Source organism: Anaerococcus sp. Marseille-P9784 (assembly GCF_902500265.1).
In the GTDB taxonomy this organism is placed as follows: domain Bacteria; phylum Bacillota; class Clostridia; order Tissierellales; family Peptoniphilaceae; genus Anaerococcus.
This window is the reverse complement of sequence record NZ_CABVOZ010000001.1, coordinates 124,186-146,795: the sequence shown is the minus strand read 5'-3', so window position 1 is coordinate 146,795 and position 22,610 is coordinate 124,186. Positions and strand designations below refer to the sequence as shown.

The 22,610-nt window shown below is 31.3% G+C and carries 21 protein-coding genes; 19 read left to right on the top strand and 2 right to left on the bottom strand.

Features of this window, described 5'->3' with window-relative positions; all coding sequences use genetic code 11:
- The 9 genes from GAN53_RS00720 (at window position 1) to GAN53_RS00680 (ending at window position 9,547) form a co-directional block, all read left to right on the top strand.
- Window positions 1–678 (top strand): DUF6873 family GME fold protein, encoded by a 678-nt coding sequence (locus tag GAN53_RS00720; protein ID WP_151409136.1) that lies wholly within the window; start codon window positions 1–3, stop codon window positions 676–678.
- Between the two features lie 36 nt (window positions 679–714).
- The gene (brnQ, locus tag GAN53_RS00715; RefSeq protein WP_151409135.1) at window positions 715–2,001 is read left to right on the top strand and encodes a branched-chain amino acid transport system II carrier protein; all 1,287 of its coding nucleotides are present in this window, start codon (window positions 715–717) and stop codon (window positions 1,999–2,001) included.
- A gap of 47 nt (window positions 2,002–2,048) precedes the next feature.
- Window positions 2,049–3,356, top strand: coding sequence for a histidine--tRNA ligase (gene hisS, locus GAN53_RS00710; protein WP_151409134.1), 1,308 nt, complete (start codon window positions 2,049–2,051; stop codon window positions 3,354–3,356).
- 285 nt (window positions 3,357–3,641) lie between these two features.
- The gene (locus tag GAN53_RS00705; RefSeq protein ID WP_151409133.1) at window positions 3,642–4,787 is read left to right on the top strand and encodes an acyl-CoA dehydrogenase; all 1,146 of its coding nucleotides are present in this window, start codon (window positions 3,642–3,644) and stop codon (window positions 4,785–4,787) included.
- A gap of 12 nt (window positions 4,788–4,799) precedes the next feature.
- Entirely contained in the window at window positions 4,800–5,585 is a 786-nt protein-coding gene (locus GAN53_RS00700) for an electron transfer flavoprotein subunit beta/FixA family protein (RefSeq protein ID WP_099321734.1), read from the top strand.
- A 10-nt stretch (window positions 5,586–5,595) separates the two neighbouring features.
- On the top strand, window positions 5,596–6,603 hold the full coding sequence (locus GAN53_RS00695; RefSeq protein WP_151409132.1) for an electron transfer flavoprotein subunit alpha/FixB family protein: 1,008 nt from the start codon (window positions 5,596–5,598) through the stop codon (window positions 6,601–6,603).
- 101 nt (window positions 6,604–6,704) lie between these two features.
- A complete protein-coding gene (locus tag GAN53_RS00690) occupies window positions 6,705–7,484 on the top strand; it encodes an enoyl-CoA hydratase-related protein (RefSeq protein WP_151409131.1) in 780 nt (259 codons plus the stop codon).
- 10 nt (window positions 7,485–7,494) lie between these two features.
- Entirely contained in the window at window positions 7,495–8,337 is an 843-nt protein-coding gene (locus tag GAN53_RS00685) for a 3-hydroxyacyl-CoA dehydrogenase family protein (protein ID WP_151409130.1), read from the top strand.
- A gap of 25 nt (window positions 8,338–8,362) precedes the next feature.
- On the top strand, window positions 8,363–9,547 hold the full coding sequence (locus GAN53_RS00680) for an acetyl-CoA C-acetyltransferase (RefSeq protein ID WP_151409129.1): 1,185 nt from the start codon (window positions 8,363–8,365) through the stop codon (window positions 9,545–9,547).
- Window positions 9,548–9,705: 158 nt separating this feature from the next.
- Here GAN53_RS00680 and GAN53_RS00675 read toward each other — a convergent pair whose 3' ends face one another.
- Complete coding sequence (locus tag GAN53_RS00675; protein ID WP_151409128.1) at window positions 9,706–10,329, bottom strand: hypothetical protein; 624 nt, start codon at window positions 10,327–10,329, stop codon at window positions 9,706–9,708.
- Window positions 10,326–10,802, bottom strand: a complete 477-nt coding sequence (locus tag GAN53_RS00670) for an aminoacyl-tRNA deacylase (protein ID WP_151409127.1) — start codon at window positions 10,800–10,802, stop codon at window positions 10,326–10,328. Before GAN53_RS00670 ends, GAN53_RS00675 begins: the two co-directional genes overlap by 4 nt.
- 187 nt (window positions 10,803–10,989) lie before the next feature.
- On the opposite strand from GAN53_RS00670, the gene GAN53_RS00665 reads away from it, so the two are divergent.
- From GAN53_RS00665 to GAN53_RS00620, 10 genes are all read left to right on the top strand, one after another.
- Window positions 10,990–11,844, top strand: coding sequence for a DegV family protein (locus GAN53_RS00665; RefSeq protein ID WP_151409126.1), 855 nt, complete (start codon window positions 10,990–10,992; stop codon window positions 11,842–11,844).
- A gap of 210 nt (window positions 11,845–12,054) precedes the next feature.
- Window positions 12,055–12,588 (top strand): translation initiation factor IF-3, encoded by a 534-nt coding sequence (gene infC, locus GAN53_RS00660; RefSeq protein WP_192574083.1) that lies wholly within the window; start codon window positions 12,055–12,057, stop codon window positions 12,586–12,588.
- A gap of 3 nt (window positions 12,589–12,591) precedes the next feature.
- Entirely contained in the window at window positions 12,592–12,789 is a 198-nt protein-coding gene (gene rpmI, locus GAN53_RS00655) for a 50S ribosomal protein L35 (protein ID WP_151409124.1), read from the top strand.
- Window positions 12,790–12,806: 17 nt separating this feature from the next.
- The gene (rplT, locus tag GAN53_RS00650; RefSeq protein ID WP_151409123.1) at window positions 12,807–13,160 is read left to right on the top strand and encodes a 50S ribosomal protein L20; all 354 of its coding nucleotides are present in this window, start codon (window positions 12,807–12,809) and stop codon (window positions 13,158–13,160) included.
- Window positions 13,161–13,169: 9 nt separating this feature from the next.
- A complete protein-coding gene (locus GAN53_RS00645; RefSeq protein WP_151409122.1) occupies window positions 13,170–13,889 on the top strand; it encodes a TrmH family RNA methyltransferase in 720 nt (239 codons plus the stop codon).
- Window positions 13,890–14,137: 248 nt separating this feature from the next.
- Window positions 14,138–15,160 (top strand): phenylalanine--tRNA ligase subunit alpha, encoded by a 1,023-nt coding sequence (pheS, locus tag GAN53_RS00640; protein ID WP_151409121.1) that lies wholly within the window; start codon window positions 14,138–14,140, stop codon window positions 15,158–15,160.
- Between the two features lie 8 nt (window positions 15,161–15,168).
- A complete protein-coding gene (gene pheT / locus GAN53_RS00635; RefSeq protein ID WP_151409120.1) occupies window positions 15,169–17,556 on the top strand; it encodes a phenylalanine--tRNA ligase subunit beta in 2,388 nt (795 codons plus the stop codon).
- 8 nt (window positions 17,557–17,564) lie between these two features.
- Window positions 17,565–18,056, top strand: a complete 492-nt coding sequence (zapA, locus tag GAN53_RS00630) for a cell division protein ZapA (protein ID WP_151409119.1) — start codon at window positions 17,565–17,567, stop codon at window positions 18,054–18,056.
- Entirely contained in the window at window positions 18,056–20,260 is a 2,205-nt protein-coding gene (locus GAN53_RS00625) for a peptidase U32 family protein (protein WP_151409118.1), read from the top strand. Before zapA ends, GAN53_RS00625 begins: the two co-directional genes overlap by 1 nt.
- On the top strand, window positions 20,260–22,605 hold the full coding sequence (locus GAN53_RS00620) for an endonuclease MutS2 (protein WP_151409117.1): 2,346 nt from the start codon (window positions 20,260–20,262) through the stop codon (window positions 22,603–22,605). Before GAN53_RS00625 ends, GAN53_RS00620 begins: the two co-directional genes overlap by 1 nt.
- The last annotated feature ends 5 nt before the right edge of the window (window positions 22,606–22,610 follow it).

Here is a 22,610-nt window from a genome sequence, read left to right as displayed (position 1 = left end):
ATGCTTATTATCAGTCATAAATCAAGAGTTGAATTTGTGAAATTTTTAGAAGAAAACAATTTAACTTATATAAAGACAATAGATAATCCAAATTTAGATAAGAGGATAGCAGATCATCCAGATTTATCCATTTTTATTGTGAATAAAGATACAATTTTTATCGATAATAGTGTAAAATATGAATATAGAAAACGTTTGTTAGATAAAAATATCATTCCTGGGGAGTCCGTTTGCAAATCTTATCCAGAAGATGCTATTTACAACATTTATATGGCTGATAGCTATTATATTCACAATGATTTTACTGAAAAGAATATATCTTTGTATATGAAAGCTCATAATATCAAGCATTTATATGTCAAACAAGGCTACAGCAGATGTTCTATTATTCCTTTGGGTGAAAAAATTTTAACAAGTGATTTTGGAATTTATAAATCTTTGAAAGATAAAATAGAAGTTATTTTGCTTGAAAAAGAAAAAATTGAACTTGATGGTTTTGATCATGGATTTATCGGTGGATGCTGCGGATTTTTTGATAATACCTTAATTTTTAATGGGAATATTGAAAAGCTAAATAGTTTTGAAATTATTAAAAATGAGGCAGATAAATCAAAAATTAAGTTACTTTATCCAAAATCATGCGATTTGTTGGACACTGGATCTATATTATGTTGCTAAGCGTTATCTTAGCTATTCTATTAAGGAGTTTAAATTATGGAAGTTGTTATTGTTGGCTTTGCTCTTTTCTCTTTATTTTTTGGCGCTGGAAATTTGATATTTCCTCCATTTTTGGGAAAAATTTACGGTTCAAATTGGTTAATTGCAAGCCTTGGTTTTATTTTAACTGGAGTTGGTCTTGCATCAATTGCTATTTTTTCCATGGCTAAAAAATCTGGAGATATAAAAGTTTTTACTGAAGTTGCTGGCAAAAAATTAGGATATACAATAACCTTAATTATTGCTTTGACAATCGGACCATTGGGAGCAATACCAAGAACTGGCGCTACTAGTGGCGAGGTTATTATAGCAAGTGGCATTGATATTTCTTATGCTTTGTTTATACTTTTGTTCTTTGGATTAGCTTTAACTTTAATTTTAACTGATAGTAAAATTATCGATATCATCGGCAAATATTTAACTCCTAGTCTTTTAATGGTTCTTATGATTATGATTGTTGCAGGCATTATAAATCCTATAGGTTCTTTTATAAAATCTGATATAAGTAAGGCTAATACCTTTACAAATTCTGCTATCGAAGGTTACAACACCATGGATGCTCTTGCTTCTATTGCTTTTGCTCCAATTATAATAAAATCTTTAATTGATAAGGGCTGTAAGGAAAATATTTTAAGAAAGACAGTGCAAGCTACGCTAATAGCTGCTGCCAGTTTGATTTTAGTTTATATATCACTTACATATTTGGGAGCAAGTTGCTCTTTAGTTTATCAAGATATTGATTCTAGAGTTGAACTTTTAATAAAAATTGCTAATTCTACCTTGGGTTCTTTTGGCAAATATATCCTATCTGCTATAATCGTTTTGGCTTGTTTTACAACAGCTGTTGGACTAATAAGCTCCATTTCTGAAATATTACATAAGGATTTTTTAAAGATAAGTTATAAAACTTTTGCCATTACAATAACTTTAATATCCATAATTTTATCCTTGGTTGGAGTTGATAAGATAGTTAATTACACATCACCACTTTTGACTTTTATCTATCCAATTGTAATACTTATGATAATATTTAACTTAAGTAATCCAAAGATGACTGAGAAATACAGACATATGAATTTTGCTATTGTAGGAATTATATCGTTTATCCAATCCTTGATATCCTACATAGCTATGGCAAACGAAAATCTTGCTAAAAATTTTTCTAAGATTATTTCATTTTTACCTTTTTATGATTATGGATTTCCATGGATTGTGCCATTTTTGATAATCTTTGTAATTGGTCTATTTATGTCGTCAAATCAAAAGAAATGTGAATCTTTATAATGTTAGAAAAATTTTGTGTTATAATAAATTAAAGTATGGAGGATTAGATGGAAATTATAAAACCTACTACTATAGCTGGAATTATGGAACTTTTACCAGAAGAGCAAGTAGTCTTTGATCAAATAAAAAATACGATAGAAAACACCTTTGCGGAATTTGGATTTGCAAACATTGACACACCGCTTATAGAAAAAAACGAAATTCTTTTTGCTAAAGGCGGTGGCGAAACACAAAAACAAATATTTGAAATTGCAAGCGAATCAAAAGATATGAGCCTAAGATTTGACCTAACAGTTCCCTTAGCTCGTTATGTATCTGAACATTTTTCAGATCTTAATTTTCCATTTAAGCGCTATCAAATTGGAAAAGTTTATCGTGGAGAGCGCAACCAAAAGGGAAGATACAAGGAATTTTATCAAGCAGATATTGATATAATTGGCAACAACGACCTATCAATCTACAACGATGCTATGCTTGCAAAAGTAATATTTGAAGCCTTTAGCAGGCTAAACTTACCAGAAGTTACCTTTCACATAAACAACAGAAAATTATTAAATGGATTTTTTGAATCTTTAGAAATAGCTGATACAACTGAAATTTTACGAACAATAGATAAAAAAGATAAAATTGGACTAGAAAAAACTAAATCTTATCTTGAAGAAATAGTTGGAGAAGAAAAATCCACACAAATTTTAGAATTTCTAGAAAATAAATTAGAAGGTCTAGAATTGTTGGAAGATCTTGAAAAATTCGAAGCAAATGAAAAATATAAATTAGGTATATCTGAGATAATAACAGTTTACCAATATATGCTCTACCTAGATATCCCAAAAGAAAATATAAAAATCGACTTAAGCATCACTCGTGGCTTAGATTACTATACATCGACAGTTTATGAAACATTTATAAATGGCTATGAATCAATAGGTTCAGTTTGCTCTGGCGGAAGATATGAAAATTTGGCAAGCAATTTTTCAAAGCAAAATCTTCCGGGAGTTGGAATGTCAATTGGACTAACTAGACTCTTTTACCAACTTCAAGAACTAGGAATTGTCGATAAAAAAGCGAAAACTACTGAAAAAATAATCATCCTTCCAATGGATGAAAAATACAATTTTTACGCAATAGATCTTTTAAAAAAATTAAAAGCAGCAGGTAAAAACGCTGATATTTATTTTGAAAGTGGAAAATTTAAAAAGAAAATTGCATATGCCGATAAAATAAATGCCAAATATGCTCTTATAATCGGTGAAGATGAAGCAAATAATAAGGAAATCACAATAAAAGACTTATCAAAATCAGACCAACAAACAATAAAATTCGACCAAATAGAAGAATATTTTACCAATAACTAAAAATATGACTTTTTGTTAAACGATTAATGCTTAACAAGAAGTCTTTTTTTAACAAAAGTTTTCCTTATCATTCTATTTTATTATCCGTATTATAAAAAAATTCTTATAAAATGATTTACCAAAATAAATTAAATTGATAACAATCACTAATAACAATATATTATTGTAAATAGATTAACAATATAGAACTAAAAAAGATAAATAATTTTTTGACAAAGTCACTATTTTGCAATATAATAGATGTGAAAGTCGTAAAGATGAAAAGATTTTATGTAAGGAGATAGTATGGATTTTAGTGTAGACAATACTCACAAAATGCTAAGAGATATGTATAGAGACTTTGCAACTCGTGAAGTTGAACCTCTTGCAGCAACTATTGATGAAGAAGAAAGACCACCATATGAAAACATTCCCAAAATGCGCGATGCAGGCTTATTTGGAATTCCAATTTCTAAAGAAAATGGTGGAGAAGGTGGAGATTATTTAGGATATGTAATGGCTGTTGAAGAAATTTCAAAAGCTTGTGCATCTTCTGGTGTAATAATTTCAGCTCACACTTCTCTTTGTGCATGGCCAATCGAAACTTATGGAACAGAAGAACAAAAAGAAAAATATCTAAAGAAACTAGCTTCAGGAGAACACATTGGAGCTTTTGCTTTGACTGAACCAATGGCTGGTACTGATGCTTCAATGCAACAAACAACAGCTCACTTAACAGAAGATGGAAAAAGTTATATACTTAATGGTTCAAAGATATTTATAACCAACGCAACATTGGCTGATACTTTTATAATCATCGCAATGACCGACAAATCACAAGGAACTCACGGAATTTCAGCATTTATAGTTGAAAAAGATACTCCGGGATTTACAGTTGGTTTACCTGAGAAAAAAATGGGAATCCATGGTTCACTAACTTGCGAACTTATTTTTGAAGATTGCAAAATTCCTGCAGAAAACCTACTTGGCAAAGAAGGTAAAGGCTTTAAAATTGCCATGACAACACTTGATGGTGGACGTATTGGGGTTGCTGCACAAGCTCTTGGTATAGCTCAAGGTGCATTAGATAAGACAATTGAATATGTTAAGGAAAGAGAACAATTTGGTAGACCTTTGGCAAAATTCCAAAATACACAATTCCAACTTGCTAACTTAGCAAATCAAATTGAAGCAGCAAGACTATTAGTTTACAAAGCAGCAAATGACAAAGATTGTGGTAGACCTTACTCAGTAAGCGCAGCCCATGCTAAATTATTTGCAGCAGAAACTGCTATGAACGTAACAACAAAATGCGTACAACTTTATGGTGGATATGGTTATACTAGAGATTACCCAGTAGAACGTATGATGCGTGATGCAAAGATCACAGAAATTTACGAAGGAACATCAGAAGTTCAAAGAATGGTAATAAGTGGAAGCTTATTTAGATAATAGGAGTTTAAAGTGAATATTATAGTTTTAATTAAACAAGTACCAGATACCAATGAAGTAAAAATTGATCAAGAAACAGGAAGAATTATGAGAGAAGGTCTTCCTTCAATCATAAATCCTGATGACAAAGCTGGTATTGAAGAGGCATTAAAGATAAAAGAAGAAAACGGAGCACACATAACCGTTTTATCAATGGGACCTCCACAAGCAGCAGAAGCTCTAAAAGAAGCTTACGCTATGGGCGCAGATGATGTAATATTGTTAACTGATAGAGCTTTTGGTGGAGCTGACACATGGGCAACATCAACTGCACTTGCAGCAGCAATAAATTCTTTGGATTATGATTTGATAATTGCAGGTCGTCAAGCAATCGATGGAGATACAGCTCAAGTAGGACCACAAACTGCAGAACACCTTGGAATCCCATCTATTTCTTATGTAGAAGATGTAAAAGAAATAACAGAAGATAGCATAACAGTTCAAAGACAATTTGAAGATAGATATCAAATAATCAAAGCGAAATTCCCAGTACTAATCACAACTTTAGGTGAAATGAACAGCCCAAGATATATGAGAGTATCAAGAATTTATGATGTTAACAGAGAAGATTTAGTAAAAACTTGGACTGTTGATGACATAGAAGTTGATAGAACTAACATTGGTTTACAAGGTTCTCCAACAAGAGTTAAAAAATCATTTACCAAGGGAGCTAAACAAGCTGGTAAAGTATTTGATGTAAACGCACAAGATGGCGCTACTATCATAGTTGATAAGTTAGCCGAAGAATTTTTGATTTAAGGAGTTTTTAATGAGCGAATATAAAAATGTATTGGTAGTTTGCGAACAAAGAGATGGCAATCTACAAAGCGTGTCATTAGAACTAATCGGTAAAGCGCGCGAATTAGCAGATAAATTAAATGAAGAAGTAATAGCAGTAATAGCAGGCAGCAAGGTAGAAGGATTAACAAGAGATTTAATCGAACATGGTGCTGACAAGGTTTATTATGTAGAAGATAAAATTCTTGAAAAATATATAACAGAACCTTATGTAAAGACAATGAGCACAATAATCAAAGATTTAAAACCTCAAATCGTTTTATTTGGTGCATCATCAATAGGCCGTGACTTAGCTCCAAGAGTTTCAGCAAGAATTGGTTGTGGACTAACAGCAGACTGTACAAAACTAGAAATTGATGAAGAAACTGGTCTATTAAATATGACTCGTCCAACTTTTGGTGGTAATCTACTAGCTACAATTCAATCTCCAGAAGCTCGTCCTCAAATGTCAACAGTAAGACCAGGCGTTATGCCAAAACAAGAAGATGACAAAACTAGAACTGGTGAAGTTAAAAAATATGATATAACATTTGAAGATAAAGATATCAATGTCGATATAATCGAAGAAAAAGTTGCTGATAAGAAAAAAATCAAAATTGAAGATGCAGATGTACTAATCTCAGTAGGTCGTGGTATCGGTTCAGCAGAAAATATGAAACTTGCTTATGAATTAGCAGAAGTTTTAGAAGGCGAAGTTTCTTCATCAAGAGCTGTAGTTGATTCAGGATGGCTTGAAAAAGACCGTCAAGTAGGTCAAACTGGTAAGACTGTAAGACCAAATTTATATATTGCCTTAGGTATATCAGGAGCTATCCAACACTTAGCTGGTATGGAAGAATCAGATCTAATAGTAGCGATTAACAAAAACCCAGATGCAAACATCTTTAACGTAGCAGATGTCGGAATAATTGGCGATATAAACGAAGTTGTTCCAGAACTAATTAAGAAAATAAAAGCTGCAAAAGCTAAAAAATATTAATAAACAAGAGCGAGCATTATAAAATAATTTTATAATGCTCCTTGTCTAAAAACATTTTCATAATTTTTGATAAATTGGGTATTAGATTAATGGAGGAAAATATGAGCTATAAAACTATAAGCTATGAAGTTAACGAGAACATTGGTAAACTAACCATTAACAGACCAGAAGCTTTAAATGCACTAAATTCTGAAGTTTTAGATGAATTAGACCTTCTTTTAGAAGAAATCAAAAAAGATAAGGATCTAAGATGCTTAATAATTACAGGTGCAGGCAGAAGCTTTGTAGCAGGCGCTGACATTAAAGAAATGAGCGAATTAAGTCCAATAGAAGCTAACAAATTTGGCAAAAAGGGCATAGGAGTATTTAGAAAAATCGAAAAACTTCCAATGCCTGTAATAGCAGCAGTAAATGGATTTGCCCTAGGTGGTGGCTGTGAACTTGCAATGGCTTGCGATATAAGAATTGCATCCAAAAAAGCTTTATTTGGTCAACCAGAAGTTGGTCTTGGAATTATGCCAGGATTTGGCGGAAGTCAAAGACTTCAAAGACTAGTAGGCCAAGGATGGGCAAAATATCTAATCCTATCAGCAGAAAATATAAAAGCTGATAAGGCTTTAGAAATTGGTTTAGTACAAGATGTAGTAGAAGTAGAAGAATTAGAAGAAAGAGTAAATAGCTTAGCTAAAGCTATAGCTAGCAAAGCTCCAATAGCTGTAAAACTTGCAAAAGAAGCAATCAATACAGGAGCTCAAGTTGATATAGATTCTGCTTTAAGAATCGAAGAATTGGCTTTTGGATTAACATTTTCAACAGAAGATATGAAAAAAGGAACACAAGCTTTTATCAACAAAGAAAAATGCGAATTTGAAAATAAATAAGGAGATATTCATGAAAATTGGTGTAATCGGTGCAGGCACAATGGGTGCTGGAATTGCTGAAATAATGAGCAAAAAATATGAAGTAGTAGTAAGAGATATTTCTGATGAATTTATCGAAAAAGGTAAAAAAACTATAACAAAATCTTTAGAAAAATCAGTTGCAAAAGAAAGAATAACAGCTGAACAAAAAGACGAATACCTTGGAAGAATCAAATTTACAACAGATGTAAAAGATGTAGCAGATTGTGATTTAGTAGTTGAAGCAGCAAGCGAAAATCCAAAAATCAAAAAATCTATCTTTGAAGAATTATGTCAAATTTGCAAAGAAGATACAATTCTTGCTTCAAACACATCTTCAATTTCTATCACAGAAATAGCAGCAGCAACACACAGACCTGATAAAGTAATAGGAATGCATTTCTTTAACCCAGCTACAGTTATGAAACTTGTAGAAGTTATCAAAGGAATCACAACAAGCGAAGAAACAGTTAAAAAAGTTATAGAAATCACAGAAGAAATAGGCAAAACACCAGTAGAAGTAAATGAAGCTCCTGGATTTGTAGTAAATAGAATTCTAATTCCAATGATATCTGAAGGTATCTATTGCCTACAAGAAGGACTTGCAAGCCCTGAAGGTATTGATACAGCAATGAAACTTGGTGCAAACCACCCAATGGGACCTCTAGCACTAGCTGATTTAATCGGTCTAGATATAGTTTTAAACATCATGGACTATCTAAAAGATACAATTGGTTCAGATAAATACGCAGCTCCAGTTTTATTAAGACAAAAAGTAGCAGCAGGCGAACTTGGAAGAAAAACTGGTAAAGGTTTCTACGATTATAGTAAATAAAAATAAATAAAAGAAAGGATATCAAATGACAAGAAAAGTAGTAATAGCAAGTGCAGCAAGAACGCCAGTAGGTTCATACGGCGGAGCATTCAAAACAGTATCAGCTAGAGAACTAGGTGCAGTAGCAGCTAAAGAAGCAATCAAAAGAGCAGGCATCAAACCAGAAGATATAGACGAATCAATCCTAGGTTGTGTACTACAAGCAGGCAATGGCCAAAACATCGCTCGTCAAATCGCACTAGATGCAGGTATTCCAATAGAAAAACCAGCAATGACACTAAACATCGTTTGTGGTTCAGGACTAAGATCAGTATCACTAGCAGCACAAATGATTATAGCTGGCGATTGTGATGTAGTATTAGCAGGTGGTACAGAATCAATGTCACAAGCTCCATACCTACTAACAGACGAAAGATGGGGAGCAAGAATGGGAGACAAAAAAGTTGTCGATGAAATGATCAAAGACGGTCTTTGGGACGCATTCAATGACTACCACATGGGAGTAACAGCAGAAAACATCGCTGAAAAATTTGGCCTAACAAGAGAAGAACAAGACGAACTAGCTGCAACAAGCCAACAAAGAGCAGCAAAAGCTAGAGCAGAAGGAAGATTCAAAGACGAAATCGTTCCAGTAGAAGTTAAAGGTAGAAAAGGCAAAGTAACAGTTGTTGATACTGATGAATATATCAAAGAAGGTGTTACAACTGAAAGCATTTCAGGACTAAAACCTGCCTTCATCAAAGACGGTACAGTAACAGCAGCAAACGCATCAGGAATCAACGACGGTGCAGCAGCTCTAGTAGTAATGAGTGAAGAAAAAGCTAAAGAACTAGGAGTAACACCACTAGCAACAATCGTATCATACGCAACAGAAGGTGTTGATCCAAAAATCATGGGTACAGGCCCAATCCCAACAGTAAGAAAAGCTCTAGAAAAAGCTAATCTAACACTAGAAGACATTGACCTAATCGAAGCAAACGAAGCATTCGCAGCACAAGCCCTATCAGTAATCAAAGAACTAGGTCTAAACACAGACATAGTAAACGTAAACGGTGGAGCTATAGCAATCGGTCACCCAGTAGGAGCATCAGGAGCAAGAATCCTTACAACACTACTATACGAAATGCAAAAGAGAGACTCTAAAAAAGGTATCGCAACACTTTGTATAGGTGGCGGTATGGGAACTGCTGTAGTAGTAGAAAGAGAATAATAAAACACACAAAAAAAACTAACCCTTAAGTTAAAATTTAGCTTAAGGGTTAAATTTTTTTGCTAAATCCTAAGATTTTTCATAAGTAAAGTTAATAAGAAAATCAATTGGACTTACATTTCTTATAAAAAATACTGGAAATAAGGAAATTCTTAGAATTATTGATTTTCTTCAAAGTTTGTAGATAAAATTCTTGGGGTTTTTAAATTGTTTGCTAGAAATTCGATTATCTTTAAATCCTCATAGGCCTTTGGATTATTTTCCTTGATAAAATTAATAATGTCGATCATCCAAACCACTACATATTTTGAAAGGTAAAAGCCTTGTATCCCGTTGGTAAGAATTGATCTTCTACCATTTATTACAATATCATTTCTAATTTCTTTAAAATAATCTGTAAAATAGTAATTTGCCTTAGGATCAATAATTACATTTTCTATTATACTAGTTAGAGCATTTATATATTGATTATCCATTTGATTAATTATAAATTCTATGTTATTTTCCTTATTTAAAAAAACATCCTCAGCTGGATTATAGTTAGCATAATATTTTCTGTAATTTTCTATAGAAAAACCTTGAAAGAAATTCGGGTACAAAGCATAGGGAAATTTTGATTTTTCTATAGAATTTTTTAAAAATTCAAGCTCATAACGACCATTATCAAAAGAAGCTATTAGTATGGGTGATAAAGTAACAAGAAGCCTTAATCTCTTATATTCCAAATCATTTGGGAAAATCACCTTTACATAATCTTTGTTTTTTTCTATTTCTAATGTCATTGTATCACATCAAAAAAGCTTGCACCGTTAGCTTTTGCTAAGTCTTGGGCTTTAATTTTTAGACTGTGGCCAACTTTGCCAGCAGATACTTTTATAAAATCCATTTGCAATGCAGAATCATCAATTACAACTGGATAATCTTTTTTCATGGCAAGAGAAGTTGTTGCTCCTCTTTCATAACCAATTTTTGATTTTAAATCTTTAAGTGGGAGCATTTCAAGATTTTTCACCCCAACAGCCGCACTTGCTTTTTTAAAATCTATACTTTCTGCTCCCGGTATTACAAAAATATAAATTTCTCCATTATTTGCAATTGTCGCTAAAGTTTTAAAAATTGTTGAAATATCAGTATGAGTTTTTTCGGATAAATCCACTGATGATACAAAATCTCCTTGAAATTCATAGTCAATATGCTCATAGTTAATTTTTAATTTATCTAAGGCTCTCATAGCATTAGTTTTTAATTTTTTCATATAATCACTTCCTATTTTGTAATTATACTACTATTTTTATAATTTCTAATCTAGGATTTAGCTTAAAGAGCAATGAAAATTGATCGAAATTACTTTGTTAATAAATCTATAAAAGATAATTATATTATTTTTTTATGATTTTATGGTATAATACTATAATTAATGGGTCTATTCCAAAGGGGGTTTTATGGAAAAAATTGCGATACTAGTAGATAGTGCAAGTGATATAAGTCAAGAATTAGCAAAAAGACTTAATATATACACCCTATCCTTATATGTAAATTTGGATGGAGAATACCTAAAAGATAGAATTGACATATCTTCTGATGAATTTTACGAATGGATAAGAAGAAATAATTGTTTACCAAAAACATCAGCACCATCTCCAGGAGATGTTATCAATTTATACGAAAAGATCAAAGCAGATGGTTACGAAAAAGTCCTTGTAATTACAATAGGTTCGAAGTTTTCCAGTAGCCATAGCTTGTTAAGTACAAACAAGATTGAGGGCTTAGAAACCTATGTTTTTGATAGTGGAAATCTTACTATGGCAGAAGGCTTTTTTGCTATATATGCTGATAATTTAATAAAAAAAGGATTATCTTTTGAGGAAATAATTGCAAAACTAAATGAGAAAAAAGATAAATCTTTTGTATTTTTTACAATAGATTCTTTTAAATATATAGTTGAAGGTGGAAGAGTTCCAAAAACTTTTGGGAAAATTGGAGATGCACTTTCAGTTAAACCAATTATAAGTGTAAATCCTTTAGAATCCGCCTTTAAGCTTGTAAAAATTGCTCGTGGTGAAAAAAAGGTTCTTAATGAACTTAGAAAATTTGCCGAAAATGAAATCGAAAACGTCAAAGATTATTATATGTTTTTAGGTCATGGTGGCTATCAAGAAGGTATTAGTAAATTGGAAGAAAAATTATCAGATATTATTGCTGGTGCCAAAGAATGTTTTAAAGTTCAAATTTCTCCAACACTAGGAGCAAATACAGGTCCTGGTTTATATGGATTTGGTATATTTAAGATTGATTAGAGATTTAAGATTGTAATAAGCTTAGAAAATAAAAGAATAAAAAGCTTATGACTTGTTTTTTACTTGACAAGTTAAAGTTATAATAGTAATATATATTACGTAGACAACAAAGAAGTACCCAATACTCACCTGCCGATTAAGATTTGTAGGTTAATAAATTTTTATTTAAAATTTGAACGGGTACTTTGTGCCCGCTTTTTTTATGAAATTATACATGGAGGTATAACTATAAAAGATTTAAGAATAAATGATGAAATTAGAGCTGACCAAGTTAGGTTAATAGATGAAAATGGTAACCAGATTGGTATCACTTCTTTAAATGATGCCTTAGATAGAGCTGATGAAAAACGCTTGGATTTAGTTTTGATGAGCCCTAACGCAAAACCACCTGTTACCAGGATCATGGACTATGGTAAGTTTAAATATGATCAAGAGAAAAAAGAAAAAGAAAATAAGAAAAAACAAAAAAACGCTCAACTAAAAGAGACGAGATTTTCTTTAAACATTGAAGATAATGATTTGCAAACTAAAGCAAACCAATCAATAAAATTCTTAAACAACGGGGATAAAGTAAAAGTTTCTATTAGATTTAGAGGTCGTGAGCTTGGACGTAAAGAACCAGGCTATGAATTGATGGATAAATTTACCCAAATGATAGGTGATGTAGGTGTAGTTGACAAGAAACCTAAAATGGAAGGTAGATCTCTAGTAATGTTTTTAGAACCAAATACAGATAAGGAGTAAAAAATGGCTAACAAAAATAAAACAAAAAGAGCAGCTGCTAAAAGATTTAAAGTTACTGGAAGTGGAAAGATAGTAAGAATGAAAGCTTACAAAAGCCACAAGACAGCTCAAAAATCACCAGCTAGAAAAAGAAGACTAAGAAAAGCTACTACAGTATCTAGTGCTAATTTATCAAATGTTAAAAAATTACTTGGAATGTAATAGGAGGTTAAGAAAAAATGGCAAGAGTAAAAAGAGGAGTAAACGCTAAAAAAAGACACAAGAAAGTATTAAAACAAGCTAAGGGATATTACGGTTCCAAAAGCCTTCTATATAGAACAGCCAACCAAGCTGTAATGAAATCACTAAGCTATGCTTACATTGGTCGTAAACATAGAAAAAGAGATTTTAGAAAACTTTGGATTGCAAGAATCAATGCTGCTGCTAGAATAAATGGAACAAGCTATTCTAAACTTATGGGCAACCTTAAAAAAGCAAACATCGACATCAATAGAAAAATGCTTGCTGAATTAGCAGTTGAAAATCCAGCAGAATTTAGCAAATTAGTAGAATTAGCTAACAAAAACGCTTAATAAAATTAGATGATTATAACTTCAAGTGATAATCAAAAATATAAATATATATCAAAGCTAAAAAGCAAAAAGTTTAGAGATAAGGAAAATTCCTTTATCATAGAATCAAAAAAATTAGTGGAAGAGGCAATCTCTTCTGCTGATGTTGATTTTATTTTTTTAAGCGAAGACAATAAGGATTATGAAAGTAATTTAGAAAAAATAGTTTTCTCAAACAATCTTTTTAATAAATTAACAAATCTTGTAAATCCCGATGGTTTTGCAGCAGTGGTCAAAAAACCAAGGCAAAAAGATATAAAAAGCAAGAAAGTCCTAATGTTAGATCAAATTAACGATCCTGGAAATATGGGAACCATAATAAGATCGGCAGAAGCTTTTGGATTTTCTGATATAATTTTACTTGCTAATACTTGTGATATATACAATGAAAAAACTTTAAGAGCCTCAATGGGCTCTATATTTAGATTAAATTTTGTCTACAAAAATATAGATGAAATTAAAAGTTTAAAAGAAAAATATAAGATTGTATCTGCTGATATGAGTGGGTATGATATTAATGAATTTAAAAGTGATGAAGATTTGATTTTAGCTATTGGAAATGAAGCAAATGGCTTATCTGATGAAGTAAGAAATCTTACCGATATCTTTGTAAAAATTCCTATGCAAGGGAAAATTGAATCTTTAAATGCGGCAATAGCTGCAAGCATAATAATGAATAAATTAAGCTAATGATTCGAAAAAAAGTTTGGCTATCCTTATACAGAAAGAAGGGTTGATGAGAGCCTTTTAAGTAACGGTCAAATAATTCATCGATGAAGCAAGATGTGAAATTAAGTAGCTGAAACGTCTAGTCTGCGTTAAAAGACCAAAGAGCGGATTTTATTTAAAATCAATTAAGGTGGTACCGCAGATTAAATGTTTCTATATTCTGTCCTTTTAGGATGGAATTTTTTTATACAAAATTTTAGGAGGAAATTATGGAAGAAAACTTAAAAGAACTCATTGCTAAGGCAATCCATGAAATAGATTTAAGTTTAAATCTAAAAGAGCTTGAAAAACTTAGAGTAAAATACCTTGGAAAAAAAGGATTAATAACAGATTTAAAGAAAAATATAGCAAAATTGCCAAAAGAGGAAAAACCACAAGCAGGAAAACTAATCAACCAAGCTAGTGTAAAAATAGAAGAAGCTTTGGAAGATAAGACAAAGGCTATAAGAGAAAAACTACTTGAAGAAAAAATAGAAGAAGAAAAAATTGATGTTACAGCACATTTTGATAGAAAAACTAGTGGACACCTTGCTCTTATCAATCAAACCTTAGAAGACTTGGAAGCAATCTTTCAAAATATGGGTTTTGATGTAGTTGAGGGACCAGAAATTGATACAGTAAAAAACGTCTTTGATGACTTAAATTCACCTGCAGATCATCCTGCAAGATCAACTTCAGATACATTTTATATTACACATAATGTTCTCCTAAGACCACATACTTCTTCAATGCAAATTAGAGTAATGAATGAGGGCAAACTTCCAATAAAAATGGTATCAGCAGGAAGAGTTTTTAGAAACGACGAAGTTGATGCAACACATTCACCAATGTTTCACCAATTGGAATGTCTAGTTGTAGATGAAAATGTTTCAATGGCAAATCTTAAAGCTACTCTTGAAACTTTTATCAAAGAAATGTTTGGAGATGACATAAAATTAAGATATCGTCCTCATCATTTCCCATTTACAGAACCATCCTTGGAAGTAGATGCAACTTGTCCGATTTGTAAAGGTAAGGGCTGCCCTGCTTGTGGAAATACAGGTTGGTCAATGGAACTTTTGGGTGGAGGAATGGTTCATCCAAATGTTTTGGAAGCTTGCGGTATCGATAGCGAAAAATACACTGGCTTTGCCTTTGGACTTGGGGTAGATAGGATAGCTATGGTTAAATATGGACTTGATGATATCAGATTACTCTATGATAATGACAAGAGATTTTTAGAACAATTTTAGGAGAAATTATGTTAGTACCTTTAATTTGGCAAAATGATTATGTAAAAATTAGCGAAGATATAAAGACAATTACAGATAGACTTTCTGAAACTGGAAGTCACGTTGAAGAAGTTACAAGAAAAACAAGCGATTTAAAAGGCGTTGTTTTAGGAAAAATTATTAAACAAGAAAAACATCCAAATGCAGACAGGCTAAAAGTTTTAACTATTGATATAGGTGAAGAAAATCCGACAACAATAATAACTGCAGCAAAAAACACAAATGAGGGCGATAAAGTATTTGTAATAAAAAGTGGAACGACCCTAGATAATGGAAATCATATTGGCGATCATGATTTTTTTGGAATAAATTCATCTGGCATGCTAACAAGTTATGGGGAACTCGGCTATGACGATAGCGTAATTCCTAAAGAATTTAGAGATGGGGTAATTATAATTGATGATGATTACAAATTGGGAAGTTCTGTTAGTGAAGTATTATCTTCAAATTCTCCAGTTATAGAATATGAAATAACTCCAAATAGACCAGATTGTCTTTCAATTATAGGCATGGCAAGAGAAAGTGCGGCAAGTTTTGGAGAAAAAATAAGCCTTCCAGAAATTAATTACCAAAATAATGATGAAGATATAAAAGAATTTGCCAATGGTGTAGAAATATTAAGCAAATCATGCAATAGATTTACAGGAAGAGTCGTAAAAGATGTGAAAATTGGCAAATCTCCACAGTGGTTACAAAATTATCTAATCTTAGCAGGCATGCGCCCAATAAATAACATCGTAGATATTACAAATTTTGTAATGCTTGAAACTGGTCAACCACTTCACGCTTACGATTTGGACAAGCTTGCTGGCAAAAAAATCATCGTAAGAGATGCAAAAGATGGTGAAATCTTAAAAACCTTAGATGGAGAAGAAAGAAAACTTGATTCTTCGATGCTAGTTATTGCTGATGAAGATAAGGTAATTGGCTTAGCTGGAATCATGGGTGGATTTGATACAGAAGTAACTAATGAAAGTAAAAATATTTTGTTAGAAGCTGCAAATTTCAACTCTACAAATATCAGAGAAAGTTCAAAGAAATTAGGAATTCGTAGTGAAGCATCAAGCAGATTTGAAAAAGGCATTGCCATAGAAATGGCAGACTTTGCGTCAAGGCGAGCTATGAAACTAATTGAAGATCTTAAAATCGGCGAAATTATCGGTGGATCTTTTGATGAGGGTGATAAAAAAAGCAAAGAAAAAGAAGTAGAACTTAGAATTTCAAGACTTAACGCCCTAACTGGTGTAGACTTTACAATGGATCAAGCAATTAAAAATCTAGAACTTTTGGAATTTGAGGTAGAAAAAATCGATGAAGATAAAATTTTGGCAAAAGTTCCATATTTTAGATTGGATATTGATATAGAAGCAGACCTAATAGAAGAAGTTGTAAGACTTTATGGCATGGGAAAAATTGAATCAAAACCATTAAAATCAACCCTACAAAGAGGAATTCGCTGCAAGGCTCGTTTATTACGCGATGATCTAAAAAATGAACTAAAGGGCCAAAAATTCATGGAGATAACAACTTATTCATTTATTTCTCCAAAAGAATTTGATAGAATGCAAGTGGATGAAAATTCCAAATTAAGAGATTATATAAGCTTAATAAATCCTTTGGGCGAAGATTTTTCCGTAATGAGAACCACCCAAATACCAAATATGCTAGATGTAATTAGCAAAAATATCAACAGAGGTGCAAAAGATTTAAGCTTATTTGAATTAGGCAAAACTTTTGAAAAAACAGAAGAAAAATTGCCAAAAGAAAATGACACATTAACCATGGGACTTATTGGAGCTTATGATTTCTACGATATGAAAGATTACTTCGAAGAAGTTATGAAAAATGTGGGATTTGAAGGATTTTCTTACAAGAAAAATGAAAACTTAAAGAGTTTTCACAAAGGAAGATGTGCAGATATTTATTTTGATGGTGAAAAAATCGGCCTTATAGGAGAAATTTCTTATGATTTAAGAGATATCTATGGAATTAGCAAAGGTTGTTTAATCCTTGAAGTAAATCTTTCAATGATAGGGGATAAGAGAATTACAGATAGAAAGTATAAGCCTCTTCCAAAATATCCTGCTATAAGCCGTGATTATGCATTTGTAACAAATAGAGATATGGAAGTTGAATTTATCGAAGAAACTTTCAAAAACAAGGGCAGTGATTTGATTTCTCAAATAGAATTATTTGATATTTATACTGGAGATCAAATTGAAAAAGACAAAAAATCCGTTGCTTATAAGGTAACTTATAGGTCAAATGATAAAACTTTAAAAGAGGAAGATATAAAGGATATAGAAGAAGAAATTTTAGAAAATCTTTCTAAGTCTGATGTTATTTTACGTAGTTAGGAGCAAAAATGTCCGTAAATAAAATTATAGTAAAAATAGATGGTATAAGCTACACCCTATTAACAGAGGAAAATGAAGATCAAATTAAAAAGATAGCAAAATTTGTAGAAAAAAAGATAGAAGAAGTCAAATCTGATCGTTTAAGCCACGAAAGAGAGTTGGTCTTAGCATCTTTAAATATAGCAAATGATCTTTACAAACTTTATGACGATCAAAAAAACTTTGAAGAAGAAACAAAAGAAGCTAGAGAAAATTATCCAAAGCTAAAAGATGATTATAAAAATGTTATAGATAAAAATAATGATTTGCTCATAAAAATTAACGACCTTAATAAAGAAAATTTAGAACTTAAAGACAAGGTTGACAACCTAAAAAGAGAAATTAATTCTTTTGATCAAGCAGACAAAAATCTCGATAAATTAAGATCTGAAATAAAAAGACTCCAGAATGAATTAATAAGCTTAAAAGCTGAAAATGAGAAATTCAAGGAATCTCTTTAATGAAAAACCCTGAAATTTTGGCACCAGTTGGCAATTTGTCCATGCTTTATGGGGCGATTGCCGCTAACGCCGATAGTTTTTATCTTGGACTTGATGATTTTTCTGCCAGAGCTTATGCAGAAAATTTTACAATAGAAAATATTGAGGAAATAATTGATTACATCCATCTTTTTGGTAAAAAAATTTATATTACCATTAATACCTTGATTAAAGATTTTGAAATGGAAAAAGTAATTTCAAATATTGAAAAACTTTACCAATATGGTGTGGATGGACTTATAATTCAAGATATTGGACTTTTTTCTATAATAAAAGACAAATTTCCAAATCTAAAATTACACGCTTCAACACAGATGGCTGTAAGAGACTATTATGGCGCGAAATATCTTTCTTCTATTGGCTTTGATAGAATTGTAATTGCTCGTGAATGTCCCATAGAAGAAATTAAGAAAATCAAAAGTCTTCCCGTAGAAATTGAAGTTTTTGTTCATGGTTCTTTGTGCGTTTCATATTCTGGGGAATGCCTTATGAGTTCGTATTTTGGAGGGCGTTCTGCAAATAGAGGAAGATGCGCTGGTCCTTGTAGGCAAAAATACCAGCTGATTTCAGAAGGAAAAAAATTACCTTATGATTATTATTTGAATATGAAAGATCTAAACACTATCGATAAGTTAGATGAGCTTATAGAATTAGAAGTAGATTCCATAAAAATTGAAGGCAGAATGAAAACTCCTGAATATGTCCATAGTGTGGTAAAAAATTATAGATCAAAAATAGATGAAAATTTTTATAATGAAGATGAATTATCTGATTCTTCAAATAGGCAATTTACCCAAGGTTTTATTTTTGGTCAAAAAAATGATTATATAAGCTTAAAAGATAGTAATAAGCATAGAATAGTTGGCAAAGTCCAAAGTGATAAGGGGAAAAAATATTTTATAAGTAATTCAACTCTAGAAAAAGAAGATATCTTAGAAATTACAACTGATAAGGGGAAAAAACTACCCTTTACAACTACTAAAACTTATAAGAAAAACGAAAAAATCTTCCTTGAAAAATATAAGGATGCCCTAGTTGGATCAAATGTCTTTCTATTAAACTCGAAAAAATTGTCAAATACTTTAAAGGATGACTTAAATTCTTATAGAAATTTGCCAGTAAACATTTATTTTAAAGCAAATATTGGAGAATATCCACAAATTACATTAACTTATAAGGATATTAGTGCAAGCTACAAAGGCGATAGCAAAGTTGAAAAAGCAGAAAAAATCGCCGTAAATAAGGAAGATATAAAAGAAAATCTAGGAAAATTCACCGATGAAATTTTTTGTCCAACAAAGATTGCAATAGACATTGATGAAAATATTTTTATAAGAAAAAAAGATATCAACCAATGCCGTAGATCAGTCATAAAACTCTTAGAAAATGAGATTTTAAAAGCTTACAAAAGAAAACCTGTAAAAATTTCTTTACCAGACATAAAAAATGGAAATATAGGAAAAAGAGAGAGAAATATTGAATTATTAACCAACGATATCTCTCCAGAATTGTTAAAAGATTTTGATAATATATATCTAAGAACCTACGATAAAAAATACCAGGGAAATAATATATATTTAATTTTGGATTCACATGAGGATTATGAAATTGACAAACTTATTGATTATATCAAAGAAAATGAGATAAAAGGTGTAATTTTCAACAATTATAGAGATCTAAATTTCATAAAAGACTTTAGAGAAAATAATATAGAAATTAGAATTGGCAGATATTTAAACGTTTTTAATTCTTATAGCTTTGATTTTTATGGGAAATTTGCCCAAAGAATTTGTTCAAGTGTTGAAAATGATCTTACAAATATCAATAAAAATAGTAAAATTTTTCCAGTCGAAGCTCTTGTTTATGGGAGAATTGAGCTTATGACTATGAAACATTGTCCATTTTCTCTTATAAAAAAATGCCAACTAAAGGGCTGTGAAACTTGCAAATTTAACAATGCTTACATTAAATCTTTTGATGATCATTATCTAAAAGTCATACGCTATGGAAATTATTCCAAAATTTATCCAAAGGAAATTCAAAATTACAAGAGAGATAAATTTGCTAAAGAAGTGTCATTTTTATATTCTGTTATGAGTGATGAGGATATTTTAAATATAGAAAATACAAGGATAAAAAACTCTTATGAGAAAGGAGTTATTTAATGGATGATAGAACTTTAGAAGTGCTTGAATATTCTAAAATTTTACAAAGTCTATCCAACGAAGCTCGTTCACAAATAGTAAAAGAAAAAATATTAAAGCTAAAACCAATGACGGATTTTAGAGAAATTTCTAATGAATTAGAATATACTAGCCAAATGTTAAAAGTTATTAGTAGATTTGGCAATATCGATATATTTGGCCTTTACGATTTTACGGATCTTATAACTTATGTAAGGAAAAAAGGAATCTTAGAAACCTATGAATTACTAAGGGTAGGCGACTTATTGAGAGCTTGCGAGTATCTAAAAGAATATGGCAAAAATATTGAAGAGCCATATATAAAAGATCTTTTTTACAGAATTTCAACTAATGATTTTATCAGAAATGAAATAGAAAGATCTATTTTAAGCGAAGATGAGATTGCCGACAACGCCTCAGTGGATTTAAAAAACATTAGACGCCAAAAAGATAAAAAAGAAGCTGAAATCAAGGCAAAGCTTAATTCTTATATCACTAACCAAAGATATGATGATGTCTTGCAAGATAAAGTTGTATCAATTAGAGATGGCAGATATGTTGTTCCAGTAAAAACCAACAAAAAATCCATAATCGGTGGAATTATTCACGACAAATCATCAAGCGGAAACACCTTATTTGTAGAACCTCAAGCAATAGTTGAACTTAATAATAACCTTAGAGATTTAGAGCTAAAAGAAGAAGACGAAATTAGGAGAATTTTAGATAGACTTTCAAGATTTGTCGAAGGATTTGACTTAGAAATTTTGGAAAATCAAAAAATATTATCAAGAATAGATTTCTTATCAGCTAAAGTAAAATACGCCTTGCAAAATGAACATACAAGACCTAATATAAATGATAAAAAAATCATCAATTTAAAAGGAGCTCGCCACCCTTTGCTAAAAGGAAAAGTTGTACCTATTGATGTGGCAATTGGTGGAGATTATCACACCCTAATTATTACTGGTCCTAACACTGGGGGCAAAACAGTCTCCCTAAAAACAGTTGGATTAATTACTCTTATGGCACAATCGGGTTTTTTTATTCCTGCAGAAGAAGAATCTTTGGTAAATATTTTCGATGATATATTTGTTGATATTGGAGATACTCAATCAATAGAAATGAGCCTTTCAACTTTTTCGGCATCTCTTACAAATATCGTTAATATCCTAAAAAAAGTTAGTAAAAACTCTTTAGTTCTCCTTGATGAAATTGGATCTGGAACCGATCCAACAGAAGGAGCATCCCTTGCCATTTCTATTTTGGAAAGACTAAGAGAAGATGAAATCATGACTTTTGCAACAACCCATTATAGCGAGCTAAAATATTACGCTGTGGAAACTAAAGGAGTTATGAACGCATCAGTAGAATTTGATGTAAATACTCTTTCCCCAACTTTTAAACTAGTGATAGGAACTCCTGGAAAGTCAAATGCCTTTGAGATTTCAAAAAGACTTGGCTTAGATGAAAAAATCTTAAAAAACGCACAAAGCCTTCTTACAGAAGATACAAAAAATGTCAACAAAATGCTTGAAAGAATCGAAAAAGACAAAAGCTCTCTTGAAGAAAAAAATAGAGAGATTGACATTTACAAAGAACAAATTCAACAAACAAGGCTTAAACTAAAAGAAAAATCAGAAGAAATTGAAAAACAAAAAGAAGAAATAATCAGAAAAGCAGAAGATAGGGCAAATGAGATTTTAGAAAAAGCAAATAAAGAATCTCAAGAAATGCTAAAAGAAGCCAAAAAATCCAAAAATGCAAACACTTCAGATATAGACAGAACTTTAAATAATATTAGAAATAGATATAAAGATAATATCATCGAAAGAAAAGATAAGTCTTTAAAAATGAAAAAATCTAATAAAGTTCCAGATGATCTAAAGATAGGAGATATAGTAATAATAGCTGGCCTTGATGAAAAAGCAGAAGTCATAAGTTTACCAGACAATAAGGGTAATATAAAAGTGCAAATGGGCATTCTAAAAATGGATGCAAACATTAAAAATCTAACAAGAATTTCAAGGCCCGATTCAACTAGAAAAAATGTCAAGAAAGTGTATAATGCAAAGAAAGTAGCAAACTTTTCTCCTACACTAGATTTAAGGGGACAAAGACTTGAAGAAGCTTTAATAAATGTAGATAAATATCTTGACGATGCTATGTTAACTGGCCTAGATGAAGTAAAAATCATCCACGGCATGGGCACAGGTGCCCTTAGAAGCGGAGTTACCGATTATCTAAAAAATAGTAGGTCTATAAAATCATACAGAACGGGAAATGATAAAGAAGGTGGCTTTGGCGTTACCATAGTCAGTCTTAAATAAAAGGA